Origin of the sequence: Devosia litorisediminis (assembly GCF_018334155.1) — a bacterium.
Classification (GTDB): Bacteria; Pseudomonadota; Alphaproteobacteria; order Rhizobiales; family Devosiaceae; genus Devosia; species Devosia litorisediminis.
The window spans coordinates 19,343-37,569 of record NZ_JAGXTP010000001.1 but is presented as its reverse complement, the minus strand read 5'-3'; the positions used below and the strand labels follow the sequence as shown (position 1 = coordinate 37,569).

Sequence of the window (18,227 nt, the reverse complement as noted above, 5' to 3'; positions counted from 1 at the left end):
AACCCGCAAACCTAGCGCGCAGCGAACCGGTCGCGCGATTCCATAATATGGCGGCGCGTTGCTGCTTCAGCCGCGTCCGGATCGCGCGCCCCGATCGCTTTGACGATCGCGTCGTGCTCGGCCAGCGCCGTGTCGGTAGCGCGCGCATTGAACACCAGACGAAACAGATGCACATGGGTGTGCAGCCGCGAGAGTGCCTCTACTACCAGACCGTTGCCGGCGCTTGCGGCCAGCTGGTCGTGAAACGCCATATCGAGCTGGGCGAACTGCGCATAGGCATCCAGCCCTTCGCTGCGCGACAGCGTTTCCATTTCCGCGCACAGACTGGCCAGGTGGTCGATCACCGGCTCCGGCATTATTTCTGCACACCGCCGCGCGGTGAACGGCTCGAGCAACAGGCGCAACTCATAGAGATCGGCCAGCTGTGCCGCGCTCAATTGCGGCGCCGCGCTATAGCCTATCAGATGAGTCTTGATGACCAGCCCCTCGGCCTCAAGTCGGGTCAGCGCCTCACGGATCGGAGTCTGCGACACACCCAGTTGCCGGGCCACCGCGTCTACCGAAATACGCGTGCCCGGCGCGATCTCCAGTGACATGATGCGGGCAAAGATAGCGCTATAGACCTCGTCGCCCAACCGGGCCGGTCGCCGGAGCAATCCGGCCACCGCACTTGGAACCGCCATCTACCAGCTCACAGCGATATATTTGGTTTCGCAGAATTCCATGATGCCATGATGCGCACCCTCGCGGCCAAGACCCGACTGCTTGACCCCGCCAAACGGCGCGGCGGGATCCGACACCAGACCCCGATTGAGCCCGATCATCCCTGCCTCAAGCCGCTCAGCAACCTTCAGGCCCTTTTTGAGGTCCTCGGTGAACACATAGGCGATCAGCCCATATTCGCTGTCATTGGACAGGGCCACCACATCGTCAACTGTCTCGAACACCGAGATCGGCGCAATGGGGCCAAATATCTCGTCGCGCACCATTTCGGCGTCGCCAGACACTTGGGTGAGCACGGTGGGGGGAAAGTAGAAACCCTCGCCGCCGCTGGCGGTGCCACCGGTGAGTACCTTGGCGCCCTTGGCCACTGCGTCTTTGACCAGATCGCCCATCTGATCGACCGCGCCCTGATTGATCAGCGGACCGCAGGTGACGGTCTCGTCATAGCCGACGCCGACCGTCATCTTGCCCATGCGTTCGGCCAGTCCCTTGGCAAAGCGCTCGGCAATGCCGCTCTGTACATAAAAGCGATTGGCCGCCGTGCAGGCCTCGCCGCCATTGCGCATCTTGGCTACCATGGCGCCATCGAGCGCCTTGTCCAGATCGGCATCATCAAACACCACGAAGGGGGCATTGCCGCCCAGTTCCATCGAGCAATTGATCACCTGATCGGCCGCTTCAACCAGTAGTTTGCGGCCCACCGCGGTCGAGCCGGTGAAAGAGAGCTTGCGCACCCGATCATCATGCAACATGGCCGAAACCAGCTTCCCCGAGCTTGAGGTGGTGACGACATTGACCACGCCCTCGGGCACGCCCGCTTCTTCCATCAGCGCGGCCATGGCATAGGCGGTCAGCGGTGTTTCGGTGGCTGGCTTGAGCACAACGGTACAGCCCGCGGCCAGGGCCGGACCTATCTTGCGGGTCGCCATGGCGGCGGGGAAATTCCACGGCGTCACCAGCACGGAAACCCCGATCGGCTGATGTGTCACTAGGATCTTGTTATTGCCGCTCGGCGCGGTCGAAAAATCACCATTCAGCCGCACGGCTTCTTCGGAAAACCAGCGAAAGAACTCGGCCGCATAGGTGACTTCACCGCGCGCATCGGGCAGCGCCTTGCCATTTTCAAGGCTGATTAGCCGGGCGAACATCTCAGTGCGCGCCACCATCAGCTCCCAGCACTTGCGCAGGATCTCGCCGCGCTGCCGGGGCGCCATTGCGGCCCATGCCGGCAGGGCATCATGGGCGGCTTTGACCGCCGCCAGACCATCATCGACTGTCGCATCGGCAATGCTGGCAATGACCTTGCCGGTGGAGGGATCGAGCACGTCGATCCGCTTGCCTTCGGCCCCGGCGCGCCAGGCGCCACCAATATAAAGGTCCGTCTTGAGGGCAGCTTCAATGCCAAGGGATTTGAGCGCTTCAGGAAGAGACAGCATGAAATTGATTCCTTAATTGGCGAGCCGGTGGCGATCGCCGGAGAAAGCCGCATTGATAATGGCCTGCATGGCAGGCAGATCGAGTGGACGCGGATTGTTCTTGACCAAACGCGCAGCCCCCAGAGATTGTTCAGCGGTCCAGTCCAGCTGATCTTGAGCCAGACCCAGCGCCGCAAGATTGGCTGGAATGCCGATAGCGCCAAATAGGGTTTCAACCGCAACAATGGCCCGCTCGGCATTGCCCCGGTCATCATCGCCCGCTTCGGCCACCCCCATCGCCACAGCGACCTCGGCCATCGACGCTGTTGCATGGCCCAGATTGAAGGTCATGGCATAGGGGAGCAGACACGCAACGCCTGCGCCATGCGCCGTCTTGGTCAGCGCACCGACCGGATATTGAATGGCGTGCGCCGCCGAGGTGCCCGCCGTGCCAAAGGCCAGTCCGGCCAGTAGCGCGCCATACATCACGCTTTCGCGGGCGGCAAGATCCTGGCAGTTCTCGACCGAGCGGCGCAATCCGAGCGCCAGATAGCCGATGGCTTCGCGCGCATGGCCATCGCTGAGCGCATTCTTGCCGACAAACACATGCTCATGGCTGGTCCCGGCATCAACACTGCGCGGTCCCGCCGTCAGCGCTTCAATGGCATGGGTCAGTGCATCGGCACCGGCAATCGCGGTCAGACCGGCTGGCGCGCTCAGCGTCAGTTCAGGATCGCAGATCGCCACCAGCGGAATGATATGCGGACTGGCAATACCCACCTTGAGCAGGCGTTCGCTATCGGCGACCACCGCTACCGGCGTTGCTTCAGACCCTGTACCCGCTGTTGTCGGCACGGCAATCAGCGGCAGCACTGGGCCGGGCACCTTGAACTCACCGAAATAATCACGCGGCGAGCCACCATGAGCCAGCAGAACGGCCGTGACCTTGGCCATATCCAGACATGAGCCACCGCCCAGCCCGATCACCAGATCAGGCCCAAAGCTCTGGCCAAAGGCTACACATTGATCAATGCAGTCCAGCGGCACCTCGGGCAGGGTGCGATCAAACACCGCCACCGCAACTCCGGCAGTCTTGAGCGCATCGACCAGTTCGCCAAGCGCGGCGCTGCCGCCCATCCGTTCATCGGTGACGATCAGCGCCTTCTGACCCAGGGCGCGGGCATGCATGGCGAGCGAGGCCCGTTGACCGGACCCGAATACGATTGTGCGCGGCGCGCGTTGCAGGGCGAACAGGCTCATGGTGCTTCCTTTTCGGCCAGCGCCGCATCGCGCAGTTTTTGCATGTTGGCCCAGACATTGTCCGCCAGTTCAATCCCCGCCGAGAGCCGCGCCGCCTTGCGCGCCCGGCCACGCTCGCCGGGAATGATCACTGCGTCAAAGCCGGGCATGGGCCTGGTCTTGCGCACGGTCTCGAGATACGCCGACAACGCCGCCCCCTGCCCCGATAGCGGATCAATCACAATAAACACGTCGCCCTTATTGCTGGGGCGTTCGGCGTCGAGCGTGCCGGTGACGGCGCGGCCCAGCGCCGCACCAGTTAGTGCTGTCACCAGCAATTCAAACCCCAGACCCAACGCATAGCCCTTGGCCGCGCCGAACGGGGCAATGGCACCATGCTTGGCGGCATTGGGGTCGGTAGTGGGCTGGCCCTCGGCATCCAGCGCCCAACCCTCGGGCAGCTTTGCGCCGCGATGTGCGTGGTCGTGAATTTCACCCATCGACACCAGGCTGGTGGCCAGATCAATGACGAAAGGACCGGCCTCGGTCGGCACGCCAATGGCTATGGGATTGGTGCCCAGCTGCGCCACGCTGCCGCCAAACGGATGCACCAGAGCCTCGCTGGTGGTCAGAATGATCGCGACCAGCCCGGCCTCGGCGATCGCTTCGGCATACCAGGCCAGCATGCCGATATGATTGTTGTGGTTGATCGCCGCGACCGCGATGCCGGTCTGCCGCGCCCGCGCGCCAGCGACTTCTGCGGCATGTTGCGCCACCACCGGGCCAAGCCCTTGTTGACCATCAACGCTGAGAAAACTGTCGCTGCGCCAATGGTGCGAACCCCGCGTACGAGCATCGGCGACACCATTGCCAATGCGCTCAATGATCCGCTGCAAGCGCAAGAAGCCGTGTGAGGGTACGCCACGCAGCTCCGCATCCAGCAGCAGATCGGTCTGCAACTGGGCAGCCTCGACATCAACGCCTGCGCCCTCAAGCGCAACCTGTGCGGCGCGCCTGCAATCTTGAACCGAAACCAGCGTCATAGGGGAAATCCGATACGATATAGGATTGGGAAAATGCGCGGTCCCCACCACGATGTCAACGCGGTCCAATCGACCCAACGATACAGCGAGCTATTGCCTTCAGATCGGCTTGCGTGGGCGCGAGCTGTTTCGCGCAACGATACGCGGAGGCACCGTAAAATGATCGGCGGCGCTACGCCCATCGATACGCTCAACAACCAGACGCGCTGCCTGTAGCCCCAGCAATTCACCGGACTGGTCCACGCTGGTCAGGCTGTTCTGGGCGAAGTCACAGAACATCGTATTGTCATAGCCGACAATGGCAATGTCGTCAGGCACGGACAGCCCCAGATCAACCGCGACGCTGATCGCCTCGAACGCCATCAGATCAGTCCAGCAGAAGATCGCATCAGGCCGCTCCTTGCTTTCGAGCAATCGCCGCACAGCCACCTGTACGTCGCGTACGACCTGTGGCGCGCGAACGATGTTGATGGTCCCACCGCATTTCTGCTCCATCATTTCGAGCCGATAACCCAGTTCGCGCTGCTCAATGACCGTGGAGGCCGGTTGCATCAGGCTGAGCATGGCAATATTGCGAAAACCATTGCCAACGAGATGACGAACGACCAGACGAGCGCCGAGTTGGTCATCATTATTGACCGTGTCATATCCGTCGCCACTCTTGTCATGCTGGCCAATGGTCACCAGTGGAAGACGCGCGCCAGTGGCCGCCAGTGAGGCAGCACTTTCATTGGGGCCAATCAGGATCAACCCGTCCATCTGCCGATCAATCATCGCTTCAATCAAAGCGGCGGGCGTGGTGCTGAAGCCCTGCATGGCCTGATACTGCGTGCGCTCGAGCGCCGAGTTTACCCCGGCATAGACATCGGCAAAGAACGGGTTGCGCAGATCGGGGAAGATCAGCCCCAGCGTATAGGTCTTGCCGCGCATGCCGCGCGCCGATGCACGGGGGCGATAGTTGAGCTTGTCCATCGAAGCGCGCACCTTGGCACGCAACGCATCACTGACCCCATAGGCATCCCGTAGCACCTTGGACACCGCCGCAACCGATACGCCCGCATCCTGGGCAACTTCGCGGATCGTGATCCGCTCTGCGGGCTTGGGTGGGGACGATACGGTCTTGGCCATGCGACTTTGGGATTCCTCGTTTCGACCACTTCTCGCATGTTTTCAGCAAGGTGCCTATTGCCAAGCCAATCAAAATGTAGAACGCTATACGTAGAACAGTCTACAACCGGGTCTACCGGTGTCTATGGGAGGAATTCCGCGTGAACGACGCAGCGATTATGCATGCCGCATCCACACAGCCGGTCGACGTCAATTGGGTTGCGCAGATGGTGGCGCCACTCAGCGACCACGGTGTCGGCACGCCCGGCTCGTTCCTGCGCAAGTCCTTCACGCTGGACACCCGCGCCAATGGCAAGACCCTGCATATCAGCGCGTTGGGGCTCTATGTCTGCTTCATCAATGGCCAGCGGGTCGGCCACGATATTCTGACACCTGGCTGGACCAGCTATGAAACCCGCCTGAGCTTTCAGACCTATGATGTTTCGGACCTGCTGGTGGCCGGCGAAAACACCATGGAAATCTGGTTGGCTGACGGCTGGCTGCGCTCTCAGATGATGTGGGGCGGTCGTCCTATCTTCAATACATGGGGCGACCGTATCGCCGCCATTGCCCAATTGCTCGATGGTGATGGCAGCGTAGTGCTGTCGACCGACGCTAGCTGGGAAAGCGGCGAACTGCCGGTGCGCAAATCCGGCATCTATTTTGGTGAAATCTACGACGCCAGCTTCGCGCAAACCGCTACCGCCGGCAGCGAGGCTATCGCCTTTGACACTGCGCGCCTGGTGGCCCACGAAACCACGCCCGTTCGTGAACTTGAGCCCCTGCAGCCAACCAAGACCTGGCGCGATGACGCGGGCCGCATCCTTTACGACTTCGGCCAGAACTGCGGCGGTTATGTCGCCTTTACCGTTATCGGCGAAGCCGGCGCTCGCATCATCGTTGAGCACGCCGAAATCCTCGACAAGGACGGGGTCTTCTACAATGGCAATCTGCGCACCGCTGAATGCCGCATTGAATATACGCTCAAGGGCAATGGCGCCGAAGACTACCGCCCGCTCTTTACGTTCCAGGGCTTTCGCTTCGCCCGCATCACCATCGAGGGCAAGGCCAAAGTATCCAATGTGGTCTCGGTGCCGATCAGCTCGGTGACCGAAATCAAGGCAAGCTTCACCTCAGCCAACAAGCTGGTGGATCGTCTGTTTCTCAACACCATCTGGTCGCAACGCTCCAACTTCATTGAAGTGCCCACGGACTGCCCGCAGCGCGATGAGCGACTGGGATGGACGGGCGACGCACAGGTCTTTGCGGGCACGGCCTGCTATCTGGCCGACGCCCAGAGTTTCTTCCACAAATGGATCCGTGACGTCATGGCCGATCAGCGCGAAGACGGCGCTGTACCCCATGTGGTTCCCGACCCCACCAAGATGGATGACACGCATTATCCAGGCTTTTTCGGCAGCACGGGCTGGGGTGACGCTATCGCGGTCGTGCCGTGGCAGGTCTACTTGCACTATGGCGACACAGCGATCCTCAACGAAGTGCTACCCGCCATGGTCAAATGGGTCGACTTCGTCTGGTCTATCAGCGACGGCCCGATTGTTCAGCCACCCCGCGCCTGGGGCGCCCGAGGCTTTTCATTTGGTGACTGGCTCCAGCCCAAGGGGCCCAGCGCCAAGCCGCTGCCCACCATAAGCGATGATGCCGCTGCCACGCTTTACCTGCACATCACCGCAAAACTGGTCAGCCAGATTGCCGAAATTTCCGGTGACACCAAGACGGCCCAGCGTCTGGCCGACATGGCCGAACAAGTCAAAACCGCCTTTGCCCGGGAGTTCATTACCCCGTCAGGCCGCGTCGGTGGAGACGACCAGACTTCCTATGCGCTGGCCTTCCTGCACGATCTGATCCCCGCCGACAAACACGCTGCCGCAAAGCGCTATTTCAAAAATGCCATCGCCCGCAGCGACGGCCGCATCGGCACTGGCTTCATCGGCACGCCGGCCCTGTTACCGGCCCTGGTCAAGATTGGAGAGCTGGGCCTAGCCGCCGATGTCTTCCTGCAGGAGGATGTGCCCGGCTGGCTCTACCAGGTCAAAATGGGCGCCACCACGATCTGGGAACGCTGGGACGCCATCGAACCCGATGGCACCATCTACAATCCGCGCATGAACTCCTACAATCACTATGCCTATGGTGCTGTGTGCCAGTGGCTTCTGGAAGGTGTCGCCGGATTCCGGCCCGACGCGGCGGCGCCCGGCTTTGAATCCATCATCTTTGAACCCACCATCCTCGATGGCCTGTCGCCTGTGGCCGCCCATCACGACAGCCCGCGCGGTCTGATCCGGGCTGGCTGGGCACTTGATGGTGACCATGTCCGCTATGAAGTCGAAGTGCCTCAGGGCAGCACAGGGCGTCTGCGCCTGTCCCCGGCCTATCGCAATGCCCAGCTTGATGGCGCCACCATCATGGCAGGTACCGAACCGACACTGAGCCCCGGCAAACACACCATCACCTTCGACTATTCGGTGCCCGTGCGCCAAGCGCACGATCGCCCCAACGTCAATGTGCGCACCCCGTAGGGGCGCATAGCGAGCCGACCAAGCATGCAGTTCAATAGGGAGGAAACCAATGACTGCCAATTTCACCAAGACGGCGCGTTTTGCCGTCGGCCTACTGGCCTTTACGGCACTATCTGCGCCATCATGGGCCCAGAGCGTCAATCTGACTCTGCTGATCGACAACGGGCCCCAGACGGTTCCCGTGTTCGAGGCCTACGTTGCAGCCTTTGAAGTAGCAAACCCTGAAATCAGCATCGACATCGAAACCCGCCCGGGCGGCGGTGAAGGTGACAACATTGTCAAGACACGGCTGGCTACAGGCGTGATGGCCGATGTGTTCACCTACAACTCGGGCTCACTATTCCAGGCAATCAACCCCCAGCAGAACCTGCTGCCCCTGACCAATGAGCCCTGGCAGGCCAATGTGCAGGACAGCTTCAAGTCTGTCGTCTCTTCGGGCGGCGAGGTCTACGGCGCGCCCTATGCAACGGCCATGGGCGGCGGCATCCTGTACAATATTCCGATCTACAATGAACTCGACCTCGAAGTCCCCACCACGTGGGACGAATTCATGGCCAATAACGAGAAGATCAAGGCTGCCGGCAAGGTTGCCGTGATCCAGACCTATGGCGACACCTGGACCAGCCAGCTGTTTGTGTTGGCGGACTATTACAACGTACAGGCAGCAGTTCCCGCCTTTGCCGAGGAATACACAGCCGGCACGGCCAAATATGCCACCACACCGGCAGCGATGAGCGGCTTTGAACGGCTCGAGGCTGTTTCTAAGGCTGGTTACATGAACGAGGACTTCGGCGCAGCCAAGTACAGTGACGGCATCCGCATGGTCGCCAATGGGGAAGGCGCGCACTATCCCATGCTGACCTTCGCCATCGGTGCGATAGCTGAGGGCAATCCTGAACACTTGGCCGATGTCGGCTTCTTTGCCCAGCCCGGTGACAGCTCCAATGGCCTGACCACCTGGATGCCGGATTCCCTGTACATTCCCCAAAGCACCAGCAATGAAGAAGCCGCCAAGAAATTCGCTGCTTTCGTCGCCAGCCCGGAAGCCTGTGCCATCCGCAACGACACTGTTGGGGCGACCGGGCCATACCTGATCAGCGGCTGCGATCTGCCAGCAGATGTGCCGCCAGCCGTGAGCGACATGCTGCCATATTTCGCAGACGGCGGGAATAATGCGCCTGCGCTGGAGTTCCTCTCGCCTATCAAGGGGCCTGCCCTGGAACAGATCACGGTGGAAGTCGGGTCGGGCATCCGCTCGGCGGCAGACGGCGCCGCCCTGTATGATCAGGATGTGCGCAAGCAGGCCCAGCAACTCGGCCTCGAAGGCTGGTAAGCAACTCCCACAATGACACGTTCCGGGCGGAGATTCCTGCCCGGAACCACTCTTTTGACGTCTGAGGACTATCGCGATGGCCACCGTCACCAGCCCGGCACGCTCCCGCGCTACAACCTATCCGGGTTGGTTTTTCCTGCCCGCCGCCATCATCTATGGCGTGCTGTTTCTGGCGCCGACCTTCGCCTCGTTCTACTTCAGCCTGACCCGCTGGACCCTGTTCAATTCTACCTTTATCGGGCTGGACAATTTCGCGCAGTTTTTCCGCGAACCCTTCCTGATCAAAGGCCTGCTCAATACCGTCATTTACGCCGTCATCAGTTCGGGGCTCAAGGTGATCCTGGGGCTGTTGCTGGCCGTGCTACTGACCAGCCAGATCGCTGCACGCGGCTATCTGCGTTCGGTGGTTTTCTTTCCCGTGCTGGTCTCCACGGTCGGCGTGGGCATCACCTTTACCGTGCTGATGCACCCCACACAGGGCATGATCAATGAAGGTCTGGCCGCGCTGGGCATCAAGGGCCCCGGCTGGCTGGTCGATCCCAATCTGGCGCTGATTTCGGTCGCGCTCGTTGATGTGTGGAAAGGCGTTGGCCTCGCCACCGTGATCTATATCGCTGGCATTGTCGCCATTCCCAAGGACTATTACGAGGCCGCCCGTATTGATGGCTCGACCTCCTTCCAAAGCTTTTTGTACGTCACCCTGCCGCTCTGCCGCCCAGCTACGGTGACCGTGATCACCCTCAGCTTCATTGGCGGCCTGCGCACTTTCGACTTGATCTGGGCAATGACACGCGGCGGCCCCGGCTTCTCCTCGGACACCATCGCCTCGGTGATCTACAAGCAATACCAGGCCGGCTTTTATGGCCTGTCGACCGCCGGCAATGTGGTGCTCTTCGTGCTCATCGCCATCCTTGTGGTGCCCCTGACCATGCTGCTCAACCGCAAGGAGGGCCACGAATGAGCTTTCTACGCCGCTACTGGCTGACCATCGTTTCCATATTGGTTTCGGCCGTGGTCTTCCTGGTGCCCTTCGCCTTCATTCTGCTCACCGCACTCAAGGGCAAGCAACAGGCCAATCTGCTCGACTTTTCCTGGCCGCAGAGCATTTATCTCTGGGAGAACATCGTCGAGGTGGTCACCACCCGCAACTGGATGCTGCTGACCGCCTTCATCAATTCCACCATTCTGACTGTCTCGAGCGTTACCCTGCTGGTGATCTTCGCCGCCATGGTTGGCTTCGTGCTGCAGCGCCGCAAAACCCGCTGGAATGGCATGATCGAATTCTTGATCCTGGCGGGGTTGATGATCCCACCGGCCATCGTTCCCACCATTGTGCTGCTGCAGGGTCTGGGGCTGTTTGCCAAACTGCATGGCCTGATCCTGATCGAGATCGCCTACCACCTGCCGTTCTCCATCCTGCTCTATCGCGCCTTTATCGCCACGATTCCACGCGATCTCGATGAGGCCGCCATCATCGATGGCGCGCGGCCGATGGATGTGTTTTTCCGCGTGATCATGCCACTGCTATGGCCAGTCACCGTGACAAATATCGTGGTGCAGTCAGTGACCATCTTTAACGACTTCACCAACCCGCTCTACTACCTGCCGGGCAACCAGAACGCGACGGTGCAACTGACGCTGTATAATTTCCAGAGCCAGTTCAACACGTCCTACAATTTACTGTTCACCAACATCCTGCTCATCACCATTCCACCGCTGATCGTCTTCTTGTTCTTCAACCGGCAGATCGTTGCCGGCATGACGGCAGGCGCGGTCAAAGGCTGATTGGCAATTATCACTATTCAGAAGGGGCAGGCAGATGGCCGGACTCGAACTCAAATCACTGCATAAGAGCTATGGCGCAGTCGAAGTCATCAAGGGCGTCGATCTCACCGTAAAGCAGGGCGAATTCGTGGTATTCGTCGGCCCTTCGGGCTGCGGCAAGTCCACCCTGCTGCGCATGATCGCCGGGCTAGAGGACATCACCTCGGGTGAACTGTGGATCGGTGATGTGCTGTGCAATCAGGTCGAGCCACGCGACCGCGGCATCGCCATGGTGTTCCAGAGCTACGCGCTTTATCCGCACATGACGGTCTATGACAATGTCGGCTTCGGGCTGAAGCTGGCCAAGACCCCCAAGGATGTGCGCGACCAGAAGATCCGTGACGCCGCGCGCATCTTGCAGATGGAACATCTGCTCGATCGCAAACCCAGCCAGCTTTCGGGCGGCCAGCGCCAGCGCGTCGCCATTGGCCGCGCCATCGTGCGCCAGCCCGAGGTGTTCCTGTTTGATGAGCCCCTGAGCAATCTCGATGCGGCACTGCGTGTCGACATGCGCATGGAGTTGGCCAAGCTGCATCAGGACCTCAGCGCCACCATGATCTACGTGACCCATGACCAGGTCGAGGCCATGACGCTGGCCGACAAGATCGTGGTGCTCAATGGCGGCGTCGTGCAGCAGGTTGGCTCGCCCATCGAACTCTATCAGCGGCCCGCCAATCTGTTCGTTGCCGGCTTTATCGGTTCACCCAAGATGAACTTTACCAAAGTAATGATCGAGGCCATCGGCCCCGGCGCGGTCACGGTCTCGAGCAAGGACGTTGCCTCCGCCAGCATTCCCGCCACTACTGATGGTCTCAAGATCGGTGACACGGTCACGCTGGGCATCCGGCCCCACAATCTGACACTGACTACATCGGGCAATCTGGTGGGTCAGGTCAGCCTGGTCGAGCGGCTGGGCAATGAAACCAATGTCAGCCTGCGCCTGCCCTCGGGGGAAAGCTGGCTGGTGGTGCTCGACAAGGATCACGACCTCAAGCCCGATCAGACCCTGCAACTCACCATCGCCACCGATGGCGCCGTGGTATTCGACGAGACCGGCAATTCCCGCCTGCCCGTCTGATCAAGCCTGCGGGCCGACCCTCGATGGATCTAATCGCTGTGGCCGCCCTGGCAGCCCCAGCGCGCTCAATCGGGGTGCGGTGCGCGAAATTACGCGACCCGACTTAATCACCGCTAGTCGCGTGGCCTTGAGCCGGATGGCATCAATCGGATTGGTCGCCTGCAGCAACACCATGTCGGCCTTGCAGCCAACTTCCACGCCATAGCCATCCAGATGCATGATTTTGGCCGGCCCGGTGGTAACGGCCGCATAGCACTGGCGCATGGCATGGCGGCTGGTCATCTGCGCAACATGCAGACCCATCGAGGCTACCTCAAGCATGTCGGCCTGGCCCAGCGAATACCAGGGGTCCATCATGCAGTCCTGCCCAAAGGCGCAGGTGATGTCATAGGTCAGCATTTCGGGGATGCGGGTCATGCCGCGCCGTTTGGGGTAGCTGTCGTGCCGACCCTGAATACCGATATTGATATTGGGATTGGCGATGGCAGCGACGCCAGCCTCGGCCATTAGCGGCAGCAGCTTGGACACATAGTAATTGTCCATTGAGTGCATCGAGGTCAGGTGCGATCCAGCCACGCGGCCACCCAGCCCCAGGCGCTGCGTCTGCGCGGTCAGTGTCTCGATATGGCGGCTGAGCGGGTCATCGGTTTCGTCGCAATGCATATCGACCAGCAGATTACGGTCCGCCGCGATCCGGCACAGCGCTTCGACGCTTGCCGCACCGTCGGCCATGGTGCGCTCGAAATGCGGAATGCCGCCGACAACATCGACGCCCATATCGAGGGCGCGATTGAGCAACTCCACCGCGCCGGGCGAGCGATAATAGCCATCCTGTGGAAAGGCCACCAATTGCAGGTCGATATAGGGCGCGACTAGTCGGCGAACTTCGAGAAGGGCCTCAACGCCCAGCAGACGGTCATCACAGATATCGACATGGGTCCGAATGGCCAGCAGCCCCTGGCTGACCGCCAGATCGCAATAGGCCATGGCGCGCTCGATTACCGCCTCCTGCGTCAGTAGCGGCTTGAGTTCACCCCAGATCTGGATGCCTTCGAGCAACAACCCGCTCTCGTTGTAGCGTGGCAGACCAAGGGATAGCGTCGCGTCCATGTGGAAGTGACAATCCACGAACGGGGCCGACACCAACTGCCCTTCGGTGTCGATCACCTCAGCGGCCTCGCCCTCAAGCCGAGGCTCTATGGCGGCAATGCGCCCCGCGCTGACACCGATATCGACGCCGGTGCGGCCATCAGCAAGGCTGGCATTGGTGAGCTTGAGATCGAACACGGTAATTCCTCAGGACATGAACTAGTGACGCTGGCCCTTGAACCAGGGCTGCAGCAGCGCGCGTGGATAGTCGGCCCGCCGCGCAACCAATACAAGCGCCACGATGGAGAGCAGATAGGGCAGCATCAGGAACACCTGGCCCGGCACCACCTGACCAATCTCGGCCTGCAGCCGGATCTGGAATGCATCAAAGGCACCAAACAGCAGCGCCCCCAGCAGCGCCTTGCCGGGCTGCCAGGAAGCAAACACCACCAGCGCAATGCAGATCCACCCCCGGCCATTGACCATGCCAAAGAAAAACGCGTCGAACGCCGACATGGTCAGAAACGCCCCGCCCAGCGCCATCAGCGCCGAGCCGACCACGACCGCGCCAATGCGCAGCCCCTGCACCGAGAGCCCCTGTGCCTCGACGGCAGCGGGATTGTCACCCACTGCGCGGATCGCCAGGCCCAGAGGCATGCGATAGAGCACCAGCGCCACCACGCCCACCAAGGCAAAAGCCAGCACGGTCAACAATGTCTGCTGCGACAGTACCGGGCCGATAAAAGGCAGATCGGTCAGACCAGGAATATCCAGTGGCTGGAATGGCACAATGCGCGGCGGCGAACTGACATCGGGCAAGGCCGTTCGATAGGTGAAATAGCTCAGACTGGTCGCCAGCAGCGTAATGCCAATGCCCGAGACGTGCTGGGAAAGCCCCAGAATGACGGTCAGGAAGGCGTGCAACAGACCAAAGGCTGCCCCGGCCAACGCAGCCACCAGCACCCCACCCCACAATCCCACGCCAAGATAAACCGCCAGCCAGCCCGCCATCGCGCCCGCAACAAAAATGCCCTCAATGCCTAGATTGAGCACCCCGGCGCGCTCGCAGACCAGCGCCCCAAGCACGCCAAAGATCAGTGGCGTGGCAATGCGGATGGCGGCAGCCCAGAAATTTGCAGACCCGAAAATCTCAAGCAGTACATCCATTATCTAGGCGCCTCCAGCCGGCCTGGCCGCTGCTTCGTAGCGAATGCGGAAGCGTAGAAAAAAGCCGCCGACCAGTACGCACAGCAGAGAAAGCGCCACCACAAGGTCCGCTAAGTAATTGGAGATGCCAGTAGCCCGGCTCATCGAATCCGCACCGACAAACACGGCCGCCACGAAGATCGCCGCAAAGACCGTGCCGATGGGCGACAGCCCCGCCAACATGGCGACCACGATCCCTGAATAACCAAAGCCCGGCGACAGATCAGCCGAGAGATACCCCTTTACGCCGGCAACTTCGCTAACCCCGGCCAGCCCCGCCAGACCACCCGAAAACAGCGCCACTTTGAGCATGGTGGCATTGACCGGAATACCGGCAAACCGGGCCGCGGCCTTGTTCTCGCCCACCGCCTGAATTTCAAAGCCCAGTACCGTCTTGCGCACCATGACCCAAAGCAGCAGTGCCGAAGCCACCCCGATCACCAGCCCCCAATGCATGCGCAGACGCGGCAGCAGCTTTGGCAGCCGCGCCTCCGCCAGCAACGGCACCGATTGCGGCCACCCCATCGCCAACGGGTCCTTCAGCGGGCCCTCGATCAGCATTTGCACCAGCAGAATGACGACGAAATTGAGCAGCAGCGTCACCACCACCTCATCGGCGCCGAAGCGCTGCTTGAGGATGGCCGGCACCACCATCATCAATCCGCCGGCAATGAAGCCGGCAATCATCACTGTGGGAATAAGCAGCGCCGCCGGCAGTTGTAGCAGACCACCGCCTATGAGAACCGCGGCCAGCGCCCCGATATAGAGCTGTCCCTCGGCCCCGATATTCCACAGCTTGGCCCGGAAGGCGACCGCGGCCGCCAGTCCGGTAAGGATCAGCGGCGTGGCGCGGGTCAGGGTTTCAGACAGGGCAAACATCGAGCCGAACGCGCCCTGAATAATCAAGCCATAAGCCTCAAAGGGCGCGGCACCGGCAAACAGCACGGGAATGGCCACCAGCAGCAACGCCGCCAACCCGGCGCCGCACGACACCATCAGCTTGAGCGCAAAGGAGGCATCTGCGCGGGGTTCAAGACGAAAGCTCATACGGACACCGCCACATTCCCGGACTGTCCGGCCATCAATAGCCCAACCGTGCCCCGGTCCAGCGCGCTGGAAGGGTCCGCTTCGCTGACCTCTCCGGCATGGATAACCAGAAACCGGTCAGCCAGCGCAAACAATTCATCGAGATCCTCGGAGATCACCAGCACGGCTGCACCACGATCGCGGGCAGCAATTATGCGACGATGAATCTCAGATTGCGCCCCCACATCGAGCCCCCGCGTCGGCTGATTTGCCAAAATGACGCGAGGGGCACGCTCGAGCACTCGCGCCAAGATCAGCTTTTGTACATTGCCGCCCGAAAGCAGCCGCGCTTCGGCCTCTGGCCCCGGGCAGCGAATATCGTAATCGGTGATGGCACTGCTGGCGCGGGTCCGCATCGCCTTGCGGTCGAGCAGCCCGAAGCGCGAAAAACCATCGGCACGAATCTCTTCAATGGCAATATTGTCGGCCACGCTCATCGTGCCCACCACGCCGTCATGCTGGCGATCCTCGGGCATGCGGGCCACCCCGGCCGCGACCAGCGTGCGCGGGTCGGACTGAGTGACGGGCTTGCCGTATAGGCGCAACGCCCCTTGATCGGGCACCGACAACCCAGAAATCAGCGCCGCAATACCGGCCTGACCATTGCCGGAAACGCCCGCAAGGCCAACAATCTCGCCAGCCCGCAGCGCAAAGCTGACGCCGCGAAGCGATTGCCGGTTTGATGATTGCCGCAAATGCACATCGTCAAATTCAAGCAGCGTCTTGCCTGGGCTCGCCGCGGTGCGGCTGACTTCGGCAACAGCCTTGCCCACCATCAGATCGGCAATGGCGCGGCGATCTGCATCTGCGGTCACCAATTCCCCGGCCTTGCGGCCGGCGCGCAGCACCATGATGCGGTGCGAGACGGCCAGCACTTCGCCCAGCTTGTGGGAGATGAAGATCACGCCCAACCCGTTCTCGGCCAGTCGACGCAGCACCACAAACAGCCCATCGGCTTCCTGCGGAGTCAGCACGGCCGTCGGCTCATCCAGTATAAGCACACGAACATCGCGATAGAGCGCCTTGAGAATTTCAATCCGCTGCTTCTCGCCTACGGTCAGACTTGCCACGCGGCGGTCAAGATCGACCTCCAGCCCGCTTTCGGCAATGATCTGCTGCACCTTCTTGCGTGCAGCAGCACGACGCCCACCCAGCGCCAGCAATGGCTCGGTGCCCAGCCGGATATTGTCCAGGCCCGTCAGGTTCTCGGCCAGAGTAAAATGCTGGTGCACCATGCCGATACCGGCGTCCAGCGCCGCACCTGGCGATCCACTGGGCAATGTCTGCAATGCACCGGCCTGATCGGCCGCGCGGACCATTCCGGCATCCTGCACATAATGGCCGAACAGGATATTCATCAGCGTGGTCTTGCCGGCGCCATTCTCGCCCAGCAGGGCCAGTATCTCGCCGCGCGCCAGGCTCAGATCAAGCCCATCATTGGCCACGAGCTTGCCAAAACGCTTGGTGATGCCCTCAAGCGAAAGCACGACGTCAGCCTGCTGCATAAATCCCCCAGGCATGTTGTGCCGGGCGCATCTGGCGCCCGGCAACAAGACTACATTGTCGAGCTGGGCTCGGTGTCGTCGATTTCGACCTCGAAGGTCCCGGCGGTAATTTCAGCGCCCTTGGCTTCAGCGGCAGCCACTACGTCGGCACCGGCCAAATCAGCATCGGCAACCATGCTCGAGCCGCCATATTTCATGAAGGCGTAGATTCCGTAGTCGCTGGCGGAAAAGCTGCCATCCTTCACATCAGCAATGGCCTGATCGATCATGGGCTCGCCATGCCAGAGCGCGCTGGCCAGAATGGTGCCGGGATAATCGGCAGCCGTGTCGATGACATTGCCGATCGCCAGAATGCCCCGTTCCTTGGCCGCATCGGACACACCAAAACGTTCGGCGTAAAGAATATCAGCACCTGCATCGACCATGGCAAAGGCCGCTTCCTTGGCCTTTGGGGGATCGTACCAGGAGTTGATGAAGTTGACCGAGAACTTGGCATCCGGATTAACCGACAGCGCCCCGGCCATGAAAGCGTTCATCAACCGGTTCACTTCGGGAATGGCGTATCCGCCAACCATGCCGATCATATTGGTTTCTGTCTTGGCGCCAGCGATCATTCCGGTGAGATAGCTTGGCTCCTGGATGAAGTTGTCGAAGGTTGCGAAATTGGGCTCGGCCGGCGGCAGTGAGGAGCCCATCAAAAACTTGATCTCGGGATATTCGGCGGCCACTTCGCGAGCCGGCTGCTCGACGCCAAACGCTTCACCGACCAGCAGGCCAATCCCCTGCTCGGCATATTCACGCATCACGCGCTCATAATCGGTATTGGAGGTGTTCTCCGAGTAGACATACTCAATGTCGCCACGCTCATCGGCAGCCACCAGCGCATTGTGCAGGCGGCTCGCCCATTGCTGCTCCACCGGAACCGTCCAGATCGCCGCAACCTTGAGCACGTCCTGTGCCCAGGTTGGAACGGACAATGCCAGCGTTGTTGCGAGCGCCATCGTCGTAACGAACGCGCGTCTGCCCAATTTCAGTTTAT

15 protein-coding genes are annotated in these 18,227 nt (G+C 61.0%); 5 read left to right on the top strand and 10 right to left on the bottom strand.

What is annotated here, in order from left to right; all coding sequences use genetic code 11:
- Nucleotides 1-11: 11 nt before the first annotated feature.
- From KD146_RS00180 to KD146_RS00160, 5 genes are all read right to left on the bottom strand, one after another.
- Entirely contained in the window at nt 12-683 is a 672-nt protein-coding gene (locus tag KD146_RS00180; RefSeq protein ID WP_212656756.1) for a GntR family transcriptional regulator, read from the bottom strand.
- Nucleotides 684-2,159 carry an NAD-dependent succinate-semialdehyde dehydrogenase gene (locus KD146_RS00175; protein ID WP_212656755.1) on the bottom strand — a complete coding sequence of 492 codons (1,476 nt, stop codon included), beginning with the start codon at nt 2,157-2,159 and terminating at the stop codon, nt 684-686.
- Between the two features lie 12 nt (nt 2,160-2,171).
- On the bottom strand, nt 2,172-3,398 hold the full coding sequence (locus KD146_RS00170; protein WP_212656754.1) for an iron-containing alcohol dehydrogenase: 1,227 nt from the start codon (nt 3,396-3,398) through the stop codon (nt 2,172-2,174).
- Nucleotides 3,395-4,420 carry an Ldh family oxidoreductase gene (locus tag KD146_RS00165; RefSeq protein ID WP_212656753.1) on the bottom strand — a complete coding sequence of 342 codons (1,026 nt, stop codon included), beginning with the start codon at nt 4,418-4,420 and terminating at the stop codon, nt 3,395-3,397. The genes KD146_RS00170 and KD146_RS00165 overlap by 4 nt, the downstream gene beginning before the upstream one ends.
- Nucleotides 4,421-4,519: 99 nt before the next feature.
- Nucleotides 4,520-5,548 (bottom strand): LacI family DNA-binding transcriptional regulator, encoded by a 1,029-nt coding sequence (locus tag KD146_RS00160; RefSeq protein ID WP_212656752.1) that lies wholly within the window; start codon nt 5,546-5,548, stop codon nt 4,520-4,522.
- 158 nt (nt 5,549-5,706) lie between these two features.
- Here KD146_RS00160 and KD146_RS00155 point away from each other — a divergent pair, with 158 nt between their 5' ends.
- From KD146_RS00155 to KD146_RS00135, 5 genes are all read left to right on the top strand, one after another.
- Nucleotides 5,707-8,067: an alpha-L-rhamnosidase gene (locus KD146_RS00155; protein ID WP_212659038.1), complete on the top strand. Its 2,361-nt coding sequence runs from the start codon at nt 5,707-5,709 to the stop codon at nt 8,065-8,067.
- A 49-nt stretch (nt 8,068-8,116) separates the two neighbouring features.
- On the top strand, nt 8,117-9,400 hold the full coding sequence (locus tag KD146_RS00150; protein WP_212656751.1) for an ABC transporter substrate-binding protein: 1,284 nt from the start codon (nt 8,117-8,119) through the stop codon (nt 9,398-9,400).
- Between the two features lie 76 nt (nt 9,401-9,476).
- Nucleotides 9,477-10,361 (top strand): carbohydrate ABC transporter permease, encoded by an 885-nt coding sequence (locus KD146_RS00145; protein ID WP_212656750.1) that lies wholly within the window; start codon nt 9,477-9,479, stop codon nt 10,359-10,361.
- Entirely contained in the window at nt 10,358-11,185 is an 828-nt protein-coding gene (locus tag KD146_RS00140) for a carbohydrate ABC transporter permease (RefSeq protein WP_212656749.1), read from the top strand. The genes KD146_RS00145 and KD146_RS00140 overlap by 4 nt, the downstream gene beginning before the upstream one ends.
- A 34-nt stretch (nt 11,186-11,219) precedes the next feature.
- The gene (locus tag KD146_RS00135) at nt 11,220-12,302 is read left to right on the top strand and encodes an ABC transporter ATP-binding protein (RefSeq protein WP_212656748.1); all 1,083 of its coding nucleotides are present in this window, start codon (nt 11,220-11,222) and stop codon (nt 12,300-12,302) included.
- Here KD146_RS00135 and KD146_RS00130 read toward each other — a convergent pair whose 3' ends face one another.
- From KD146_RS00130 to KD146_RS00110, 5 genes are read right to left on the bottom strand one after another with little or no spacing between them, the layout of a single operon-like run.
- Nucleotides 12,303-13,589 carry an amidohydrolase family protein gene (locus KD146_RS00130; RefSeq protein WP_212656747.1) on the bottom strand — a complete coding sequence of 429 codons (1,287 nt, stop codon included), beginning with the start codon at nt 13,587-13,589 and terminating at the stop codon, nt 12,303-12,305.
- A gap of 21 nt (nt 13,590-13,610) precedes the next feature.
- Nucleotides 13,611-14,558, bottom strand: a complete 948-nt coding sequence (locus tag KD146_RS00125) for an ABC transporter permease (protein WP_212656746.1) — start codon at nt 14,556-14,558, stop codon at nt 13,611-13,613.
- A gap of 3 nt (nt 14,559-14,561) precedes the next feature.
- Nucleotides 14,562-15,644: an ABC transporter permease gene (locus KD146_RS00120; RefSeq protein ID WP_212656745.1), complete on the bottom strand. Its 1,083-nt coding sequence runs from the start codon at nt 15,642-15,644 to the stop codon at nt 14,562-14,564.
- Complete coding sequence (locus tag KD146_RS00115) at nt 15,641-17,188, bottom strand: ABC transporter ATP-binding protein (RefSeq protein WP_212656744.1); 1,548 nt, start codon at nt 17,186-17,188, stop codon at nt 15,641-15,643. Before KD146_RS00115 ends, KD146_RS00120 begins: the two co-directional genes overlap by 4 nt.
- Before the next feature lie 50 nt (nt 17,189-17,238).
- Nucleotides 17,239-18,189, bottom strand: coding sequence for a BMP family protein (locus tag KD146_RS00110; RefSeq protein WP_249327671.1), 951 nt, complete (start codon nt 18,187-18,189; stop codon nt 17,239-17,241).
- Between the last annotated feature and the right edge of the window lie 38 nt (nt 18,190-18,227).

Coding starts and splice junctions, on each gene's coding strand:
- KD146_RS00180 (WP_212656756.1), bottom strand. CDS start 683: ATGGCGGTTCCAAGTGCGGTGGCCGGATTGCTCCGGCGACCGGCCCGG.
- KD146_RS00175 (WP_212656755.1), bottom strand. CDS start 2,159: ATGCTGTCTCTTCCTGAAGCGCTCAAATCCCTTGGCATTGAAGCTGCC.
- KD146_RS00170 (WP_212656754.1), bottom strand. CDS start 3,398: ATGAGCCTGTTCGCCCTGCAACGCGCGCCGCGCACAATCGTATTCGGG.
- KD146_RS00165 (WP_212656753.1), bottom strand. CDS start 4,420: ATGACGCTGGTTTCGGTTCAAGATTGCAGGCGCGCCGCACAGGTTGCG.
- KD146_RS00160 (WP_212656752.1), bottom strand. CDS start 5,548: ATGGCCAAGACCGTATCGTCCCCACCCAAGCCCGCAGAGCGGATCACG.
- KD146_RS00155 (WP_212659038.1), top strand. CDS start 5,707: ATGCATGCCGCATCCACACAGCCGGTCGACGTCAATTGGGTTGCGCAG.
- KD146_RS00150 (WP_212656751.1), top strand. CDS start 8,117: ATGACTGCCAATTTCACCAAGACGGCGCGTTTTGCCGTCGGCCTACTG.
- KD146_RS00145 (WP_212656750.1), top strand. CDS start 9,477: ATGGCCACCGTCACCAGCCCGGCACGCTCCCGCGCTACAACCTATCCG.
- KD146_RS00140 (WP_212656749.1), top strand. CDS start 10,358: ATGAGCTTTCTACGCCGCTACTGGCTGACCATCGTTTCCATATTGGTT.
- KD146_RS00135 (WP_212656748.1), top strand. CDS start 11,220: ATGGCCGGACTCGAACTCAAATCACTGCATAAGAGCTATGGCGCAGTC.
- KD146_RS00125 (WP_212656746.1), bottom strand. CDS start 14,558: ATGGATGTACTGCTTGAGATTTTCGGGTCTGCAAATTTCTGGGCTGCC.
- KD146_RS00120 (WP_212656745.1), bottom strand. CDS start 15,644: ATGAGCTTTCGTCTTGAACCCCGCGCAGATGCCTCCTTTGCGCTCAAG.
- KD146_RS00115 (WP_212656744.1), bottom strand. CDS start 17,188: ATGCAGCAGGCTGACGTCGTGCTTTCGCTTGAGGGCATCACCAAGCGT.
- KD146_RS00110 (WP_249327671.1), bottom strand. CDS start 18,189: ATGGCGCTCGCAACAACGCTGGCATTGTCCGTTCCAACCTGGGCACAG.